13 protein-coding genes and 3 tRNA genes are annotated in these 16,503 nt (G+C 40.9%); 10 read left to right on the top strand and 6 right to left on the bottom strand.

Translation table 11 applies throughout. The features are described from left to right. Positions 1–339: 339 nt before the first annotated feature. The 3 genes from mscM to rsgA all read right to left on the bottom strand — a co-directional run bounded on the left by mscM (position 340) and on the right by rsgA (position 5,756). Positions 340–3,675, bottom strand: coding sequence for a miniconductance mechanosensitive channel MscM (gene mscM, locus AACV00_RS01510; protein WP_004249643.1), 3,336 nt, complete (start codon positions 3,673–3,675; stop codon positions 340–342). A gap of 22 nt (positions 3,676–3,697) precedes the next feature. Then, entirely contained in the window at positions 3,698–4,609 is a 912-nt protein-coding gene (asd, locus tag AACV00_RS01505) for an archaetidylserine decarboxylase (protein WP_004246309.1), read from the bottom strand. Between the two features lie 88 nt (positions 4,610–4,697). Then, positions 4,698–5,756, bottom strand: a complete 1,059-nt coding sequence (gene rsgA / locus AACV00_RS01500; RefSeq protein ID WP_004246308.1) for a small ribosomal subunit biogenesis GTPase RsgA — start codon at positions 5,754–5,756, stop codon at positions 4,698–4,700. Positions 5,757–5,871: 115 nt separating this feature from the next. Between rsgA and orn the strand changes: the two genes are divergently transcribed. The 4 genes from orn (at position 5,872) to AACV00_RS01480 (ending at position 6,884) form a co-directional block, all read left to right on the top strand. Next, complete coding sequence (gene orn / locus AACV00_RS01495; RefSeq protein WP_004253041.1) at positions 5,872–6,417, top strand: oligoribonuclease; 546 nt, start codon at positions 5,872–5,874, stop codon at positions 6,415–6,417. A gap of 167 nt (positions 6,418–6,584) precedes the next feature. Further along, positions 6,585–6,660 (top strand) — tRNA-Gly (locus AACV00_RS01490). A 32-nt stretch (positions 6,661–6,692) separates the two neighbouring features. Continuing rightward, a tRNA-Gly gene (locus AACV00_RS01485) sits at positions 6,693–6,768 on the top strand. Between the two features lie 40 nt (positions 6,769–6,808). Further along, positions 6,809–6,884, top strand: a tRNA-Gly gene (locus AACV00_RS01480). 132 nt (positions 6,885–7,016) lie between these two features. Here AACV00_RS01480 and AACV00_RS01475 read toward each other — a convergent pair. The 3 genes from AACV00_RS01475 to queG form a co-directional block, all read right to left on the bottom strand. Further along, positions 7,017–7,343, bottom strand: coding sequence for a type II toxin-antitoxin system RelE/ParE family toxin (locus tag AACV00_RS01475; protein WP_161680033.1), 327 nt, complete (start codon positions 7,341–7,343; stop codon positions 7,017–7,019). A 5-nt stretch (positions 7,344–7,348) separates the two neighbouring features. Then, positions 7,349–7,618: a type II toxin-antitoxin system Phd/YefM family antitoxin gene (locus AACV00_RS01470; RefSeq protein WP_020946610.1), complete on the bottom strand. Its 270-nt coding sequence runs from the start codon at positions 7,616–7,618 to the stop codon at positions 7,349–7,351. A gap of 946 nt (positions 7,619–8,564) precedes the next feature. Further along, entirely contained in the window at positions 8,565–9,719 is a 1,155-nt protein-coding gene (gene queG / locus AACV00_RS01465) for a tRNA epoxyqueuosine(34) reductase QueG (RefSeq protein ID WP_161680035.1), read from the bottom strand. 221 nt (positions 9,720–9,940) lie between these two features. Between queG and tsaE the strand changes: the two genes are divergently transcribed. The 6 genes from tsaE (at position 9,941) to hflX (ending at position 16,456) form a co-directional block, all read left to right on the top strand. After that, positions 9,941–10,408: a tRNA (adenosine(37)-N6)-threonylcarbamoyltransferase complex ATPase subunit type 1 TsaE gene (gene tsaE, locus AACV00_RS01460; protein ID WP_004249636.1), complete on the top strand. Its 468-nt coding sequence runs from the start codon at positions 9,941–9,943 to the stop codon at positions 10,406–10,408. Positions 10,409–10,421: 13 nt separating this feature from the next. Then, entirely contained in the window at positions 10,422–11,738 is a 1,317-nt protein-coding gene (locus AACV00_RS01455; protein ID WP_004253037.1) for an N-acetylmuramoyl-L-alanine amidase, read from the top strand. Between the two features lie 21 nt (positions 11,739–11,759). Further along, a complete protein-coding gene (gene mutL, locus AACV00_RS01450) occupies positions 11,760–13,769 on the top strand; it encodes a DNA mismatch repair endonuclease MutL (protein WP_004253034.1) in 2,010 nt (669 codons plus the stop codon). Continuing rightward, on the top strand, positions 13,738–14,679 hold the full coding sequence (gene miaA, locus AACV00_RS01445) for a tRNA (adenosine(37)-N6)-dimethylallyltransferase MiaA (protein ID WP_004246293.1): 942 nt from the start codon (positions 13,738–13,740) through the stop codon (positions 14,677–14,679). The genes mutL and miaA overlap by 32 nt, the downstream gene beginning before the upstream one ends. A gap of 109 nt (positions 14,680–14,788) precedes the next feature. After that, complete coding sequence (hfq, locus tag AACV00_RS01440; RefSeq protein ID WP_004246291.1) at positions 14,789–15,079, top strand: RNA chaperone Hfq; 291 nt, start codon at positions 14,789–14,791, stop codon at positions 15,077–15,079. Positions 15,080–15,172: 93 nt separating this feature from the next. Next, a complete protein-coding gene (gene hflX / locus AACV00_RS01435; protein WP_004246290.1) occupies positions 15,173–16,456 on the top strand; it encodes a ribosome rescue GTPase HflX in 1,284 nt (427 codons plus the stop codon). Positions 16,457–16,503 lie beyond the last annotated feature (47 nt).

The raw sequence follows: 16,503 nt of genomic DNA, 5'->3' as shown, positions 1-16,503 counted from the left end.
AATAGAAAACTAAGTAACATTTTATGATGTTCATATTCCAATATTGTATAATTATATATCGATAAAATAGTTTCATTGTGTTATTAATCATCAATTTTATTAAACAAAAAAGTGAAAAAAAAAAGTTATTAATAGTGATAGGTAAACGGAGTGTGCATACCTATTGTGGTGTGACATGCGTCATACCAACAGAATAGCTGTTTATAACTGGCTGTTTGTATTGAATGCTAGGCGCATAACAGTGGTAAGAAGAGTGGTAACAAGAAGCAAAAATGCCACTATTTTGGTTTTTTCATTTAAATTAGTGGCATTTTTATTCAAAGTAATAGATGTAATTGACTACAATCCGCCTACTTCTCTTGGTGTTGCACGCATTGAAGTACTAATGGTATTACCCACCATATCTACCCGTGCTTGGAACGGCGGGAATGGTAATGGAATGCCATGCTCTGCAAAGGCTAGCAGAATATTTTGATGGATCTCATGTCTGGCTGGCATTCTATGTCCCATTTCTGCGGCATAAACACGTAACTCGAAGATTTGGATCCCTTGTTGTAGGTCAACCAAGTAAACCTCAGGAGCGGGGTTGTCTAAAATCATGGTAGAGCGTTTAGAGGCTTCTAATAAAACATTGGTCACTTGTTCACTATTGCAATCAGCTGGCGCAGGGATGGTCATTACGATACGTGTAATAGAGTCTGATAATGACCAGTTAATAAATTGCTCTGTAATAAATGCTTTATTAGGCACAATGATCTCTTTTCTATCCCAATCGGTGAGCGTGGTGGCTCGCGTATTGATTTTAGAAATATTCCCAGTCAAGTTACGGATAGTAACGGTATCACCAATACGGATTGGCTTTTCAAACAAGATCATTAACCCTGAGATAATGTTGGCAAAAATTTCTTGTAAGCCAAAACCAAGACCTACCCCCATAGCGGCAATTAACCATTGTAGTTTTGACCACTCAATACCTAATAATGAGAAACCAACGATACTGCCTATTAGGGTGATGCTGTATTTCGTTAAAGTGGTAATGGCATAACCTGTACCAGGTGTTAGATCTAAGTGTTGTAAAATTGCCAGTTCAAGCAGTGCTGGCAGGTTTCTTACCAATTGTGCCGTGATAATAATCACTAATATAGCGACTAAGATAGACCCCATGGTAATGGGCTGGATAGTATTGACGCCATTAACGGAGGAAGTCACATCCCATAGTCGGATATTATCGACAAAAGAGAAGGCTGTATTGAGCTCTGACCAGAGTAAAATCATGGACACGAGTGCAATCATGGTCAGAATAGAACGTACTAGACCAATAGATTGTGCACTAATCGCATCAAGGTCAATGGCTTGATCTTCCAACTCTAAGTTAGCGGTACTCTCACCACTGCTGCCAACAATGGTATTCTCATCTTCCCCTTTGGCTCGTTGAGCTAAAATTTCTGCCCGTTTTTGTTTGGCTCGTTCAAAGGCAAGCTTACGACGTTGGATCAGCATCCATCGTTGAATAATATGATAAATAATCAGCAAGGCAAACCAAATCGCCACAGACATCTCTAAGCGACCCAGTAATACGATGGAGGTTGAGAGATAGCCTAAGATAGCCGCGAGGGCTGCAAGAACAGGGGCAACAAGTAAGAACCACCATAAAATGGTATTTATCACATTATCACCAGAGCCATGTTTATCTAAGTAAAGCGGCACATGTGCCTTTTTTAGGCTTGAGGTAATAAAACTTAAAGCAATGCACAATAATAAAAAGCAAAAACGCCCAACCGTTGGCGCAAATTCTCTGTCACTATAGTATTCAAAGGTGATAAGCGACATCATTAACGGCACAATGACGAAAATCGACAGTTGATAAAAGCGCATCGCTTTTTTCACACGACTCTCTTTCCATTTAAATTGCGCGATAAATAACCCATTAGGGCGAGCAAAGGTAGCACTTATCATAAATAGCCATAGCACAGGGGCTGCGGCAGTCACACCATAACCAATCGCTCCCGCCATGGGATAACGCCATTCGACACTTTGTAAACCATATCCTACGGCAGACCATAATAGCGGTAGTGGTAAGGCGATTAATATTGACCAAAATACGGTACGCACCGTTAATGAGAAATGATCTTGAGTGACTTTACCAATGCGATTACTGACTCTTTCAAGAAACGCATTGTAATGCTTACGGGTACGAAGACTAAAACCGACAATAGATAGGGTGACCAGTAGATAGATAAAGGTATCTTGGTTTTTGAGCATGTTAACCGCAGCATGCCCTAATTGTGAGAAAGTATCTAATGAAAGTAGGCGAGTAATATCTTTAATTAATAAAACCGGATAATTGAGTTTTATTGGGCTGATATCGGCCACCCAGAACATATAGCGGTTTGTCGCATCTTTTGTCTCTTTTAAGGCATCCGCAAGTTGTGTTGTGGCTACTTTGAGTTTGGTTAACTCTAAGATTTGGGAGTCATAACCGGATAAAAGAGAATTGAGTAACTCTTGGCGTGCTTGAATGAGAGAGTCAAAAATATATTGCTGAGCTTCTGGTAGCTTTGAGCCATCGGCAGTTTCAGGAGGCTGGATTTTGCCTAGGTTTTCTAGCATCTCTTCATAGCCTAATCGCTCAACACGTAACTGAACGATATCTCTATCCAGCTCTTGAGAGCGGGGCATTTCAGGTAAGCGAGCCAATTGTGTTCTTAATGCTTCACCTAATGCCGTAGAGCCACTTAACCATTGGGCTTGCTCTCGAATGGTTGTGAGTGTCTGTCTTACTTGTTGGGTTTGTTGTGTTGTTAGACGCTGTTTTTCGGTTAACTCACTCATTTCTTGCGTCTGTTTATTGAGGATCTGAGAAAGTTGACGGTTAGTCTCGATTTGCTTAGTCAGAAACTCGGGGAGTTCGCCCCCTTGCTCGGCGAGCATCTCTGTCTTTTCTAAAGCGAGATCTGCCACTTCTTGGCGCTTAATATTCAGTAAACTACGCAATTGTTGCAGTTGTACATCAAGTCGTTGATAACGTTTTTTAAATAGCTCCAAGCGCAGTCGAGTAATTTCTTGACGATTATTAGCAGAAAGTTGCGCCATTTCCAGCTCATTAACCATCGCTTTTCGTGCTGTGACTTCAGCTTGGGTTAATTTATTTTGTGCTTCTGCTAGTGGGGTGTTTGATGCCCCTATTGCCGCTAAACGCGCCGTTGCATCACTTAGTAAACGACGAGCTTCTGAAAGTTGCTGAGGGAGTAAATTGAGTGATTCGCTGATTTCACGGCTTTTATCTTGCTCTTGTTGTTGTAGCCGAGCTTGTTCCATCAGTTGGCTACTCACTTGAATGATTTTTTGCTCAAGCTCAGGAATAGTAATTTTTTCTGGAATTGTTGGAACTGAGTGACTCTCTTCGAGTAATTTAGCCCTTAGCTCTTGAGTGATCTGCGGATATTCATCAATAGTCTTTTGATAATTATCCGCATTAACTTGAGCTTTTTCACCATCATTTATCCAATTGATGGTGCCTTGTAGCGCCTGAACAGTTTCAATATCTTGAGGATTAGTACTGCCTTCAAGTTGTTTGATATCTTGACGTAATTTATCAACATCCGCAGCAAACACCGAAGTATTGAATGAGATAGTCAGAAAAAAGCTAAAAAGTAGACTGATTATCAGGCGCACAAGGTTTACTCCGAATTACGAATTATTCATTAATGGTATTATTATCGCAGGCCTTATGATCAGTGCCTGTGGCATTAATGATAGAGCCTAGTAGTTCTCCCATTAATGTTACAGAGCCGTTCATCAGATCTTTATTTAATTGAACACTATTTTCAGGGAAGAGGTTAATAACGGTCGAGCCTAATTTAAAGCGTCCCATCTCTTCACCTTTTTTCAGAAATATAGCGCCAACTTTATCCGCTTGAGGATAAGTCCAACGTTTAATAATACCTTCACGTGGTGGTGTTACCATGCCACACCAGACCGTTTCAATACTCCCTACAATGGTCGCTCCAACAAGAATTTGTATCATGGGACCAAATTGGGTGTCAAAAAGGCAAATAATACGTTCATTACGAGCAAATAAGTTAGGAACATTTGCCGCAGTTAAAGGATTAACAGAAAAGAGATCGCCGGGGACATAAATCATCTCTTTTAATAACCCATCGCAAGGCATATGAACACGGTGGTAATCCCGTGGTGAAAGATAGGTTGTAATAAATTGCCCATGGCGGAACTGGTCGGCCAAGGTAAAATTACCTGCTAGCAACGCTTCAAGGGTGTAAGAGTGCCCTTTGGCTTGTAAAATTTGATCGTCTTGGATCTGACCAAGCTGACTGACAGCGCCATCTGCGGGGAGAGCCAGTTGGTTATCTCCTTCAACAATAGGGCGAGCGCCATCTTTTAATGCACGAATAAAAAACTCATTAAATGTTGCATAAGCCTGAAATTGGCTCTCTTTCGCTTCATTCATATCAACTTTATATGCGCGAGCAAACATTTTGATAGCAAATTGAGTAACGCTACCCGCTTTTTTATTGGCAAACCAACCAGCTAGCTGTGTTAGCCATAATTTAGGCAATAGATACTGTAGTTTAATTTTTAGCTTGTCCAAAATGGCAACCTCTGGGATCGAACGATAAAAAATCGACAAAAGGGGTCTATTGTACCCACCCTTAATAGGGTTGTCAGTGAATCTATGCTTAAGAGTCTAAATTAATATTTTTACGCACTTTCACCTGACTCATACTTTCTAAAATACGATGATAGTTTTCAAATCGGGTTGGTGCGATTTCACCTTTATCTACGGCTTCGGTGATCAAGCAACCCGGATCGTCATTATGCTTACAATCACGGAATTTACAGCCTCCTAAGAAAGGTCGAAACTCAATAAAACCTTTGGTCACTTGCTCAGGTGTTAAATGCCACAAACCAAATTCACGTACCCCCGGTGAATCAATAACATCGCCTCCTAGAGGGAAATGGTAAAGGCGCGATGCGGTGGTGGTATGTTGTCCAAGCCCTGAGTTGTCAGAGACTTGATTGACCAGAATACTTTCTTCCATTGGTGGTAAGAGAGTATTGAGAAGGCTCGATTTACCCACACCTGACTGGCCAGCAAAAATAGAGATGCGGCCAATTAATGCTTGAGTTAATGCTTCTAATCCCTCTTTGGTATAGCTTGAGACTTCAAGCACTCGATAACCAATATCTTTATAAATTTGCATCCACTCACTTACCATCGCTCGGCTTTCTGCATCTAACATATCGACTTTATTCAATACAATAAGGGGTTCGATATTTAAGGTTTCACAAGCCACTAAGTAGCGGTCGATAATATTAAGTGAAAGCTCAGGTAAAATGGCTGAAACAATAATAATTTGATCGATATTAGCGGCAATAGGTTTAATACCATCATAATAATCTGGGCGAGTGAGTACAGAAGTACGCTCATGAACAGCTTCTACAATGCCATTGACGCGCACATTTTCTTGGGTTTGTAATGCAGGGCGCCACACCACTCTATCGCCTGTGACTAGGGATGAAATAGTACGGCGAATATTACAACGAGTAATAGAGCCATCTGCAGCTTCAATATCTGCATGTTGCCCAAAGCGACTGATAACGAGGCCTTCGGTCGCTTCGCCTAATTGTGTATCGTCTAATTCAACGTGATTTTTTTTCTCTTTGCTTTGCAAACGCTTTTTATGATTTTCTTGTACTCGGCGTTGCTGGCCTTTAGATAATTTACGTTTTGTCACCGATCCTCACTTGTGTTATTCGGTTAGATGTTCTTTTGTCGTGCTTATTGAGTAAACGCGCTATGATAAAGGTTAAAATATCATGTCTCACTCTAAGAAACAGCTAGGATATATTATGTCAAAAAGCGAGAACAATCTTATCTGGATAGATCTGGAAATGACCGGCCTTGATCCTGAACGCGATCGTATTATTGAAATTGCCACTATCGTCACCGATCCCCAACTTAATATTTTAGCTGAAGGTCCCGTTATTGCCGTACATCAATCGGATAAATTACTCGCCTCGATGGATGAATGGAATACTACAACACATACGGCAAGTGGTTTAGTTCAGCGGGTTAAAGAGAGTCAGTATGATGATGCGGCTGCACAACAAGCCACTATCGAATTCCTTGAAAAATGGGTGCCACAGGGTGCATCACCGATCTGTGGTAATAGTGTGGGGCAAGATAGACGTTTTCTATTTCGCTATATGCCTGAATTAGAAAAATATTTTCATTATCGTTATCTCGATGTCAGTACACTAAAAGAGTTAGCTCGTCGTTGGAAACCTGAAATCCTTGAAGGATTTAAGAAAAAAAATACTCATCAAGCGTTGGATGATATTCGAGAATCTATTGCTGAATTAGCCTATTATCGCCAAACCTTTATTAAAGAGTAGAAATTAGCGGATTGATGGCTGATATTGCATCATTGTGACGATTTTATCGTCATGCAATCAAAAAAACGCATTTTTTTACTGATAAGGGCTTGCGGTTAAGCATTTTTCTCGTATAATGCGCATCCCGTACCGATGAAGAATTTCGTTTGTACGGGTGTAAGAAAGACGCGGGAATAGCTCAGTTGGTAGAGCACAACCTTGCCAAGGTTGGGGTCGCGAGTTCGAGTCTCGTTTCCCGCTCCAATCTTTCTTCGATAGTTATCAGTATTAGCGACGCGGGAATAGCTCAGTTGGTAGAGCACAACCTTGCCAAGGTTGGGGTCGCGAGTTCGAGTCTCGTTTCCCGCTCCAAATCTTTCTTCGATAATTATCAGCACAAAACTTACCAAATGCGGGAATAGCTCAGTTGGTAGAGCACAACCTTGCCAAGGTTGGGGTCGCGAGTTCGAGCCTCGTTTCCCGCTCCAAATCTTCTTCCAAAGACTTCAATAAACTCAGTAAATTCTTATAAATCAAAGCGTTTGTCGTAATAGCATTAGCTAAGCTGTTTTTAGAAGTCGGCCTGTCTCTCTATGATAAGAATATACAGTAAGATATTTTTACCCTAAAAGTCGCCGAGTAAGCAGGGCTTGCATGTCTCGTCTGCCATCCGCAATAATAAAGATAACCACTTGTTTTGCTATTGTGTGATAGATGACACGATAAGGTTTAAAAAAGATTTGCTGATATTCACGAATACCTAAACTTTGTAATTCCTTTGGAATACTGCCTTTCATAGGAAAGTTAGCCAGTGTATTAGTGATCTTAAGCAGCTCATCTAATACATAATCTGCATTATCTATGCTGTCGTGGTCGGCAATATAGTTATAGATGTCCTCTAAGTCTGTTTCGGCATCTTTCGTCATTACCACTTTATAGGACGCCATTACGATTATTTCCTTTTACTTTTTAAACGCTGAACAACGCTTTTTATATCTTTTACTTCACCTGCTTCAACTTGTTGCTGACCTAACGCCAATATTTTAAGTAAGGCTAATGTTTCCTGTGTCTCTTCATAAGAGGTAATATCCTGAATAACCGCTTTTGCTTCGCCATTTTGAGTAATAATCATCGGTGCACCAGATTCAGTGAGTTTAGTCATCACTTCGGCGGCATTAGCTTTTAAATAACTAATTGGTTTGATTTGTTCTGAGTAACGCATATCTACCTCAATCAATAAGACTAAATTAAGTCTAAAAAAGTCTAATCTGAGTGTAAAGAGATAAAAGCTAAAATGCAATATAGAAAACCTTTAGCGAAAACCGCTTAATGAACAGTCCAACTCTATGAGGTCACTTCAACAGGGCGGGGAGCAGTCACGCATAAGCAACAATACAAAGCGTTATTTTGTTTAATAACACCCAAATAAAGCTATTGCATTCTAAAAGTCACAAGGACATAACTATGGACAGGAAATAGCAATACTTGTATAAAATATAACCAAAAAATCTTTATTTTCTCTCTCACTTTTTAAAAATGAGTCTACACTGTGGTAGGTGCAGATCAGCGATTGTAGCTAATACACTTAAAGCGAGTGACCCATTGCAGTGCAGAAAAAGGGAAATCGATAACAGCAAGAAAGATCAAGCTATTTTTTTGTGATCTATCTTTGATCTTTGCTTGCATTTCTATTTAGCCAGCACTAGAATGTGCGCCTTTCCTCGTTTAGGGGGGAGCTAAACCTCAGATCAATTTTTGTTGTTTAGGTTTTTATTCTGTTAAATATACTTTGAAGAGTATTTTTTATGAAGAAAAGTATTTTTATGACTTTTCTTTGGAAAAAAGAGCCCGAGTTCCACTTATCTTAATATTCTTATCGAAATAAATTATCCACAATAAGATGCTCATAATCCTTGCATCTAGCACTAATTTATTTTTTTACTGCACAGAGTTATCCACAGGCTGCTATCATTGAGTCATTAGCATATTATGCTAGTGAGTTAAATATTGCTTTTATCTATCCAATTGATAAGTAAGTTTATTTTTATTTTTTTTAATTTGTGCCACACTTCGCTTGAATTTTTTCTTCATATTGATAGACAAAGAGTTTTTATTTTATTCACAGGTGAAATTATCTCATCTTATGAGTATGCGTATCATGTTAAAAACTAAGCATCACGAGGTAGGCCCTTAGTTATTGCCCTTACTAGACGTTTTTGTTGTGAAGTCTGTATTTTTAGCGTTTTTTCTTCTCTTTTGGCTTTCTGTTGGGCGATAGCCCAGTGCAAATGTTCATCTAAAACCTCCCCTAAACCAAAGCGCTCTTGCAAGGCCAGTACAATTTTGTCCTGATAAGGGGCATTGCCTAACGCAACACTAATATTTCTTAGCCAACGTAAATAGCCAATTCGTCGGATCGGTGAACCTTCTGTAATACGCAGAAATTTTTCTTCACTCCATTGGAATAGATACAGCAATTCTGGTGTATGTAAGGCACGGCGCGGAGAAAAATCATCTTCCTCTGTGAGCGAAGAAAAACGATTCCATGGGCAAATTAATTGGCAATCATCACAACCATAGATACGATTGCCCATCAAAGGGCGAAATTCTTCAGGAATAGCGCCTTCAAGTTCAATCGTTAGGTAAGAAATACAGCGACGAGCATCAATGGTGTAAGGCTCTACGATGGCGCCTGTTGGGCAAGTGGTCATGCAAGCTACACATTTACCGCATTGCTCTTCAACGGGAGAATCAATAGGCAAAGGTAAATTAATTAATAATTCACCGAGAAAAAACCAAGAGCCGGCCTGATTATTGATAACAAGTGAGTGTTTACCAACCCACCCAAGGCCAGCTTTCACGGCCAATGGTCGTTCCATTATCGGCGCTGAATCAACAAAAGGGCGAAAATTAACAATACCTTGATATTCAAACTGTTGGCAATATTGCGTAATTTTTTCACCTAATTTTTTAAGGCGTTGTCTTAATACTTTGTGATAATCTCTACCCAATGCATAACGGCTAATATAGCCTTGCTCTGGATTATTAAGGGTACGAGCAAAAGCGGCATCTGTTGGCAAATAGTTCATTCTGACGCTGATCACACGCAATGTGCCCGGCACCAATTCATGGGGTCTTGCTCGAGTCATGCCATATTTAGCCATCCATGCCATTTCACCATGATACTGTTTATCTAACCAAGCTTGTAAACGAGGCTCTTCGAGCGATAAATCAGTATCGCAAATTCCTGTTTGTTGGAATCCTAGTTCAGTTCCCCAACGTTTTATATTTTGAGCAAGGTGATGAAGATCGAGTGATGACATGAGCAACCGAAATAATAGCTAATAGGTGAGTCCTAAGAGTGCGCAGTGTATCATAGTGCAACGATAGGAAAAATCCTCGTAAGAAATAGATTTATGGTATGGTTATTTGAAATTGATTCTGATAATAATTTACTTTAAGTGAATATAAAAATGGTCTGTTTGCATGTGCTCTAACATGCTATTAACTAAGTCGTTATTACCTAACAATAGATTGTATGAATATGAAAGAATGGGTTGTTACATTAGAAGATGAAGCTGCAACAGTAAAACTAGGGCATTCAGTCGCAATGGCGACAAATAACCAAGGGCTTATTATTTATTTATTTGGTGATCTAGGGGCCGGGAAAACCACCTTTAGCCGCGGATTTTTACAAGCTTTAGGTCATCAAGGTCATGTTAAAAGTCCAACATATACCTTGGTAGAGCCTTATATGCTGACACCACGCCCAGTCTATCATTTCGATCTTTATCGCTTAGCTTCAGCGGAAGAGTTAGAATTTATGGGGATACGTGACTATTTTGCACAAGATCCACTGTGTCTCATTGAATGGCCTTCTCAAGGGGAAGGGTTTATACCTAATGCGGATTTAGAGCTTCATTTAAGCTATGAAAATGAAGGTCGTAAAGCCCATTTTATTGCCCTTTCACAGAGAGGGAATGCTGTTTTATCCCGTATTCAGTCTGCATAAAGGAATATTGATTATGTCGAGTCTCATCACTATTGTGAGCCAATGTCAGCGTTATATTGCCACCTTTTTGTTGGTTGTTCTGTCACTTTTTGTGGTGCAAATAGCACAAGCCGCTACGGTAACAGAAGTGAAGGCCGAAAATGGGGATGTGGCTACAACACTTACATTTTCGTTTAGTGGTGGGAAACCAAGCTATAGATATTACTCACTGAAAAATCCAGATAGGTTAGTGATGGATTTTAAGCAAGGTAGCCAAATAACGGGTTTACCTGTGACATTAAATCGTCAGCAATTAGCACAGAAAATTCGCACGACACAATCAAAAGATAGCCAATATCAAAGTATGGTGGTAGAGCTTGCCAAACCAGTGGTGGTGACGGAGCGCTTATTAAATAGCAATGGTGAATATAAGTTAGTACTTACTATCAAACCTATTAATGCTCGACAAAATAACAATACATCAACGACGGTCAGTGTAGTGGCGTTATCAGCAAACAAAGCCACAAATACGGTGGCTAATCAACAGATGGCGCCTTTGGTGAGTACGCCTAAGCAACCCGTTGCACCTGTAGTACCGGTAAAGCCTCGCACAACCTCGAATAAGCCCGCGTCGAGTGATCGGCAAATAATTATTGCGATTGACGCAGGGCATGGGGGTCAAGATCCCGGCGCTATTGGGCAAAAAGGTAATCGTGAAAAAGATGTTACCTTAAGAGTGGCAAAAAAATTAGAAGCGATTTTGCGTAATGATCCTATGTTCAAACCCGTTTTAACCCGCAATGGCGACTATTTTATTTCTGTTGCTGGACGCTCTGAAGTGGCCCGTAAGCAAGGTGCCAATATGTTAGTGTCTATTCATGCCGATTCTGCACCTAATCGCAGTGCGCGCGGGGCATCTGTTTGGGTATTGTCAAATCGTCGCGCGAATAGTGAATTAGGTAAATGGCTTGAACAAAGCGAAAAACAATCAGAGCTTCTCGGTGGCGCCGGTGATGCACTCGCAGAAGGGGTTGATCCCTATTTAAGCCAAGCGGTATTAGATTTACAATTTGGTAATTCACAGCGTGTAGGCTATGACGTTGCGGTAGCGGTGTTATCTGAACTTAGAAAAGTAGGATCATTACATAAAAAAACACCAGAGCACGCCAGCTTAGGGGTTTTACGTTCACCTGATATTCCGTCTATTTTGGTCGAAACAGGTTTTATTAGTCATGCCGCTGAGGAACAATTGCTGATTTCAGATGCTTACCAAGAGAAATTAGCCGCTTCAATCTATGCCGGATTAAAAAATTACTTTCTCGCTCATCCCTTACAGAATGGGCCAAAATAAAGATAAACGTGGGATAAGGTAATGGCGATTAATTTATTACCTCCTCAGTTAGCAAATCAGATTGCAGCAGGGGAAGTCGTTGAAAGACCCGCTTCTGTTGTTAAAGAGTTACTTGAAAACAGCTTAGATGCGGGTGCGACAACAATTGATATCGATATCGATAAAGGTGGCGCTAAGCTAATTCGTATCCGCGATAATGGATGCGGCATTTCCCGTGATGATTTGAAGTTAGCACTTGCTCGCCATGCAACAAGCAAAATATCGACACTGGATGATCTTGAAGCCATTATGAGCATGGGGTTTCGTGGTGAAGCCTTAGCCAGTATCAGCTCTGTATCACGTTTAACCTTAACATCTCGTACCGCATCTCAGGAGGAGGCTTGGCAAGCCTACGCCGAAGGGCGTGATATGACAGTGGCAGTCAAGCCAGCAGCACATCCGGTGGGGAGCACAGTTGAAGTGCTCGATCTTTTTTATAACACTCCTGCAAGACGTAAATTTTTACGTACCGAAAAAACAGAGTTTGGTCATATAGATGAAGTAGTACGTCGTATAGCCTTATCCCGCTTTGATGTGTCAATTAATTTAACCCACAACGGTAAGCGTGTGCGTCAATATCGCGCTGCGAAAGAAACTCATCAGCATCATCGTCGTTTAAGTGCTATCTGTGGTAATCATTTTGTTGATCAAGCAATGCAACTGACGTGGGAGCATGGTGATCTGGCAATAAAAGGCTGGGTAGAGCATCCTTTAGCTCCAGTGCAAAGCAGTGAAATACAGTACTGTTATGTCAATGGGCGCATGATGCGCGATAGATTGATTAACCATGCTATTCGTCAAGCATATGAGGGTTATTTGCAAGGTGAACAGCAACCCTCTTATGTGCTTTATTTAACCGTCGACCCTCATCAAGTGGATGTCAATGTGCATCCTGCCAAACATGAAGTGCGTTTTCACGAATCGCGCTTAGTACACGATTTTATCTATCAAGCTGTCCTGAGTGTGTTAAGGCAGGTTACAGAAGATACGTTATCTTTAGATGAAGAGGATAATGGGGCTTTAACTGCCACAACATTTCCTGAAAATCGCCAAGTTGCGGGAGAAAATGTTTTTTCGCAGCCTTATCAAGCACCAGTAACCTCATCTACGCAAAAAAAGAGCACGGGAGCTTACCAAGGAAGTGCAGGAAAAGGGTTAACAGATACGCAAAAGAGTCCCCAAAAAACGCTAGATACACGTCAGTTTGGTGAGAGTTATCAACGTACGCAAGGCATGCTTTATCAAAAAATGATGCAAGAAAGTGCGAGCGATGTTGAAAATAAAGAAAAAATACCCCTATTTCCCCCTCGTCCCCCATTGAATTTGGTTGATGTTGGTCATACAACTAATAACAATGAAACAAATGTAATTTCAGTGGTGCCTCGTTCTGTTAATGCCAGCGCAGCGCAAACAGATTATACTTTTGGCCGGGTATTGGCGATTTATCAGCAGAAATATGCGTTAATTGAATCTTCGCAAGGTCTAGGGCTGTTAGCATTGGAAGAAGCTGATTTTCTGTTAAAATGTGCCCAGTTATTGCCAGAAAATGAAAATCTGAAACCCCAACCTTTGCTAGTGCCTTTAAAAGTCACACTCAGTAAAGATGAAATTAATACATTTAAGCAGTTTCAGGCGTTAATCAGTGATTTTGGGATTGTTATCGACATCTCTCATGGTAAAGCGACGATCCACGCGGTCTCGTTGCCGTTGCGACAGCAAAATTTACCTGTATTACTGACAAAGCTATTAGCTTATTTGGCAACAGAAAAATTATGCTCTAAACAACAAATTGGGCATTGGTTAGCAAAACAGTTAAGTCATGAGTCGGGTGTTTGGTCACAGGCTCAGGCAGTAGGATTATTGGCTGATATTGAACGATTATGTCCACAATATGTCAGACAGCCGTCCAAAAACTTATTACAATTAATAGAATTACAACCTGTGGTAGCGGCACTGAATAATGAGCGAAGTAAAAACGCAAATAAAACCTAAAGCAATCTTTCTGATGGGGCCAACAGCCTCTGGTAAAACCGCATTAGCCATTGCGCTAAGACAAAAACTGCCCGTTGATCTTATTAGTGTTGATTCTGCTCTTATTTATCGTGGTATGGATATTGGTACTGCGAAACCGGATGAGACAGAGCAGTCGCTTGCACCACATCGTTTAATTGATATTCTAGATCCCGCATTACCTTATTCTGCCGCAGACTTTCGTAAAGATGCGTTAAAAGCAATGGAAGAAATTACGGCTGCAGGACGAATTCCACTATTAGTGGGCGGGACTATGCTATATTTTAAAGCGTTATTAGAAGGCTTATCGCCTTTACCCAGTGCTAATCCAGAAATTCGTGCTGAAATCGAAAAAAAAGCAGCCGAACAAGGGTGGGAGGCAATTCATCAAGAGCTAGCATCCGTCGATCCCGTTGCGGCCAAACGGATCCATCCTAATGATCCTCAACGCCTTTCTCGTGCACTGGAAGTTTACCTGATTTCAGGTAAATCGATGACAGAATTAACTCAAATATCAGGCGAAGCATTGCCTTATGATGTTTATCAGTTTGCGATTGCTCCGAAAGATAGAAATGTACTTCATCAACGCATTGAAGCACGTTTTAAACAGATGTTAACGTGTGGCTTTGAAGATGAAGTAAAATCATTATACCAACGGGGCGATCTGCATGAAGATTTACCTTCTATACGTTGTGTCGGCTATCGCCAGATGTGGTCATATTTATCCGGCGAAATCGATTATGATGAGATGGTTTATCGAGGGATCTGCGCTACCCGGCAATTAGCGAAGCGACAAATCACTTGGTTAAGAGGTTGGCATGATGTTCATTGGTTAGATAGTGAAGATTTTGAACAGTCTCTTAACACTGTTTTGCAGGTAGTTAGTGCATAGATGGTAGGTTTGTGTAAAATTGATAGTTGCTAAAGTGCAATTTTTGAGTAGTTCATTTTTTCGAACCATTAGGTTCTAGTATAAAACAACAAAATAAGGAAAACATAGAATGGCTAAGGGGCAATCTTTGCAAGATCCTTTTCTGAACGCATTACGTCGTGAAAGGGTCCCTGTTTCAATCTATTTGGTAAACGGCATTAAATTACAGGGTCAGATCGAATCTTTTGACCAATTTGTTATTCTGCTGAAAAACACTGTTAGTCAGATGGTATACAAACATGCTATCTCTACCGTAGTACCTTCTCGTCCTGTTTCTCATCATAGCAATACAGGTACCAACCAAGCGGGTACAAACTACAGTGGCGGTAACGCGACTCAGCAGGATGATGTTGCAGAATAATTATCAAATATTATTCTTAATATAATAAAAACATAGGTAGGGAGACTTTACCTATGTTTTTCCTGTTTTTATAAAGTCCATGAGGTTTCGCCTTTGTTTGATCGTTATGAAGGTGGCGAATTAGCCGTTTTAGTGCACGTTTTCTTTTCGCAAGAAAAGGATATTGATGACTTGCAAGAGTTTGAATCTTTGGTGACATCTGCCGGTGTAAAACCAGTTCAAATTATTACAGGGAGCCGTAGAGCGCCTCACTCCAAATATTATGTGGGAGAAGGTAAAGCGGAAGAAATCGCAGAAGCAGTAAAAGCGAGTGGTGCAGATGTGGTGCTATTTAATCACGCACTCTCACCGGCACAAGAACGAAATCTGGAAAGACTTTGTGAATGTCGTGTGGTTGATCGCACGGGAGTTATCCTCGATATTTTTGCTCAACGAGCAAGAACTCACGAAGGAAAGCTACAGGTAGAACTCGCTCAGTTACGTCATTTATCAACCCGTTTAGTTCGAGGGTGGACACACTTAGAACGACAAAAAGGGGGGATTGGATTACGTGGCCCTGGCGAAACACAGCTTGAAACGGACCGACGTTTGCTCAGAGGCAAAATTAGTCAAATTCTAATGCGTCTAGGCAAAGTTGAACGTCAGCGTGAACAAGGACGACAAGCGCGAAGTAAAGCTGATATTCCAACGTTATCTCTGGTGGGTTACACCAATGCGGGTAAGTCGAGTTTATTCAATCGTATAACCTGTGCTGATGTGTATGCTGCTGATCAGTTGTTTGCGACACTGGATCCTACCTTAAGACGAATTCAGGTCGATGATGTTGGTACCGTGGTGTTAGCTGATACGGTTGGTTTTATCCGACATCTACCTCATGATCTGGTGGCGGCATTTAAGGCAACGCTACAAGAAACACGTGAAGCGACATTGCTTCTTCATGTTATTGATGCCGCTGATAGCCGTTTTGAAGAGAACATTCATGCAGTTGAAAATGTATTAGAAGAGATTGATGCTCACGAGATACCGACACTGTATGTGATGAATAAAATTGATCTTCTTGAGGACTTCACCCCAAGAATTGATCGAAATGAAGATAATTTACCTGTTAGGGTTTGGGTTTCTGCACAAACAGGTGAAGGTATTCCTCTGTTATATCAGGCGTTGACAGAGCGCCTTTCAGGTGAGATCGCACACGTTGAATTGCGTTTACCGCCAGAAGAAGCAGGGCGATTACGTAGCCGTTTTTATCAATTACAGGCTATTGAGCGTGAATGGATTGAAAAAGACGGTAAAGTTGGGCTAATCACCCGAATGCCTATGGTAGACTGGCATCGACTTTGCAAGCAGGAGCCTACTTTATTGGATTACGTGGTCTGATAATTGGCCATACTAAAGAACATTAACTGAGAGCTGGCGATGAAATC

This window comes from Proteus sp. G3927 (assembly GCF_963894685.1).
GTDB lineage: Bacteria > Pseudomonadota > Gammaproteobacteria > Enterobacterales > Enterobacteriaceae > Proteus > Proteus mirabilis.
Note: the sequence above shows the minus strand (reverse complement) of the source record. Positions and strands in the feature narration are given on the sequence as shown.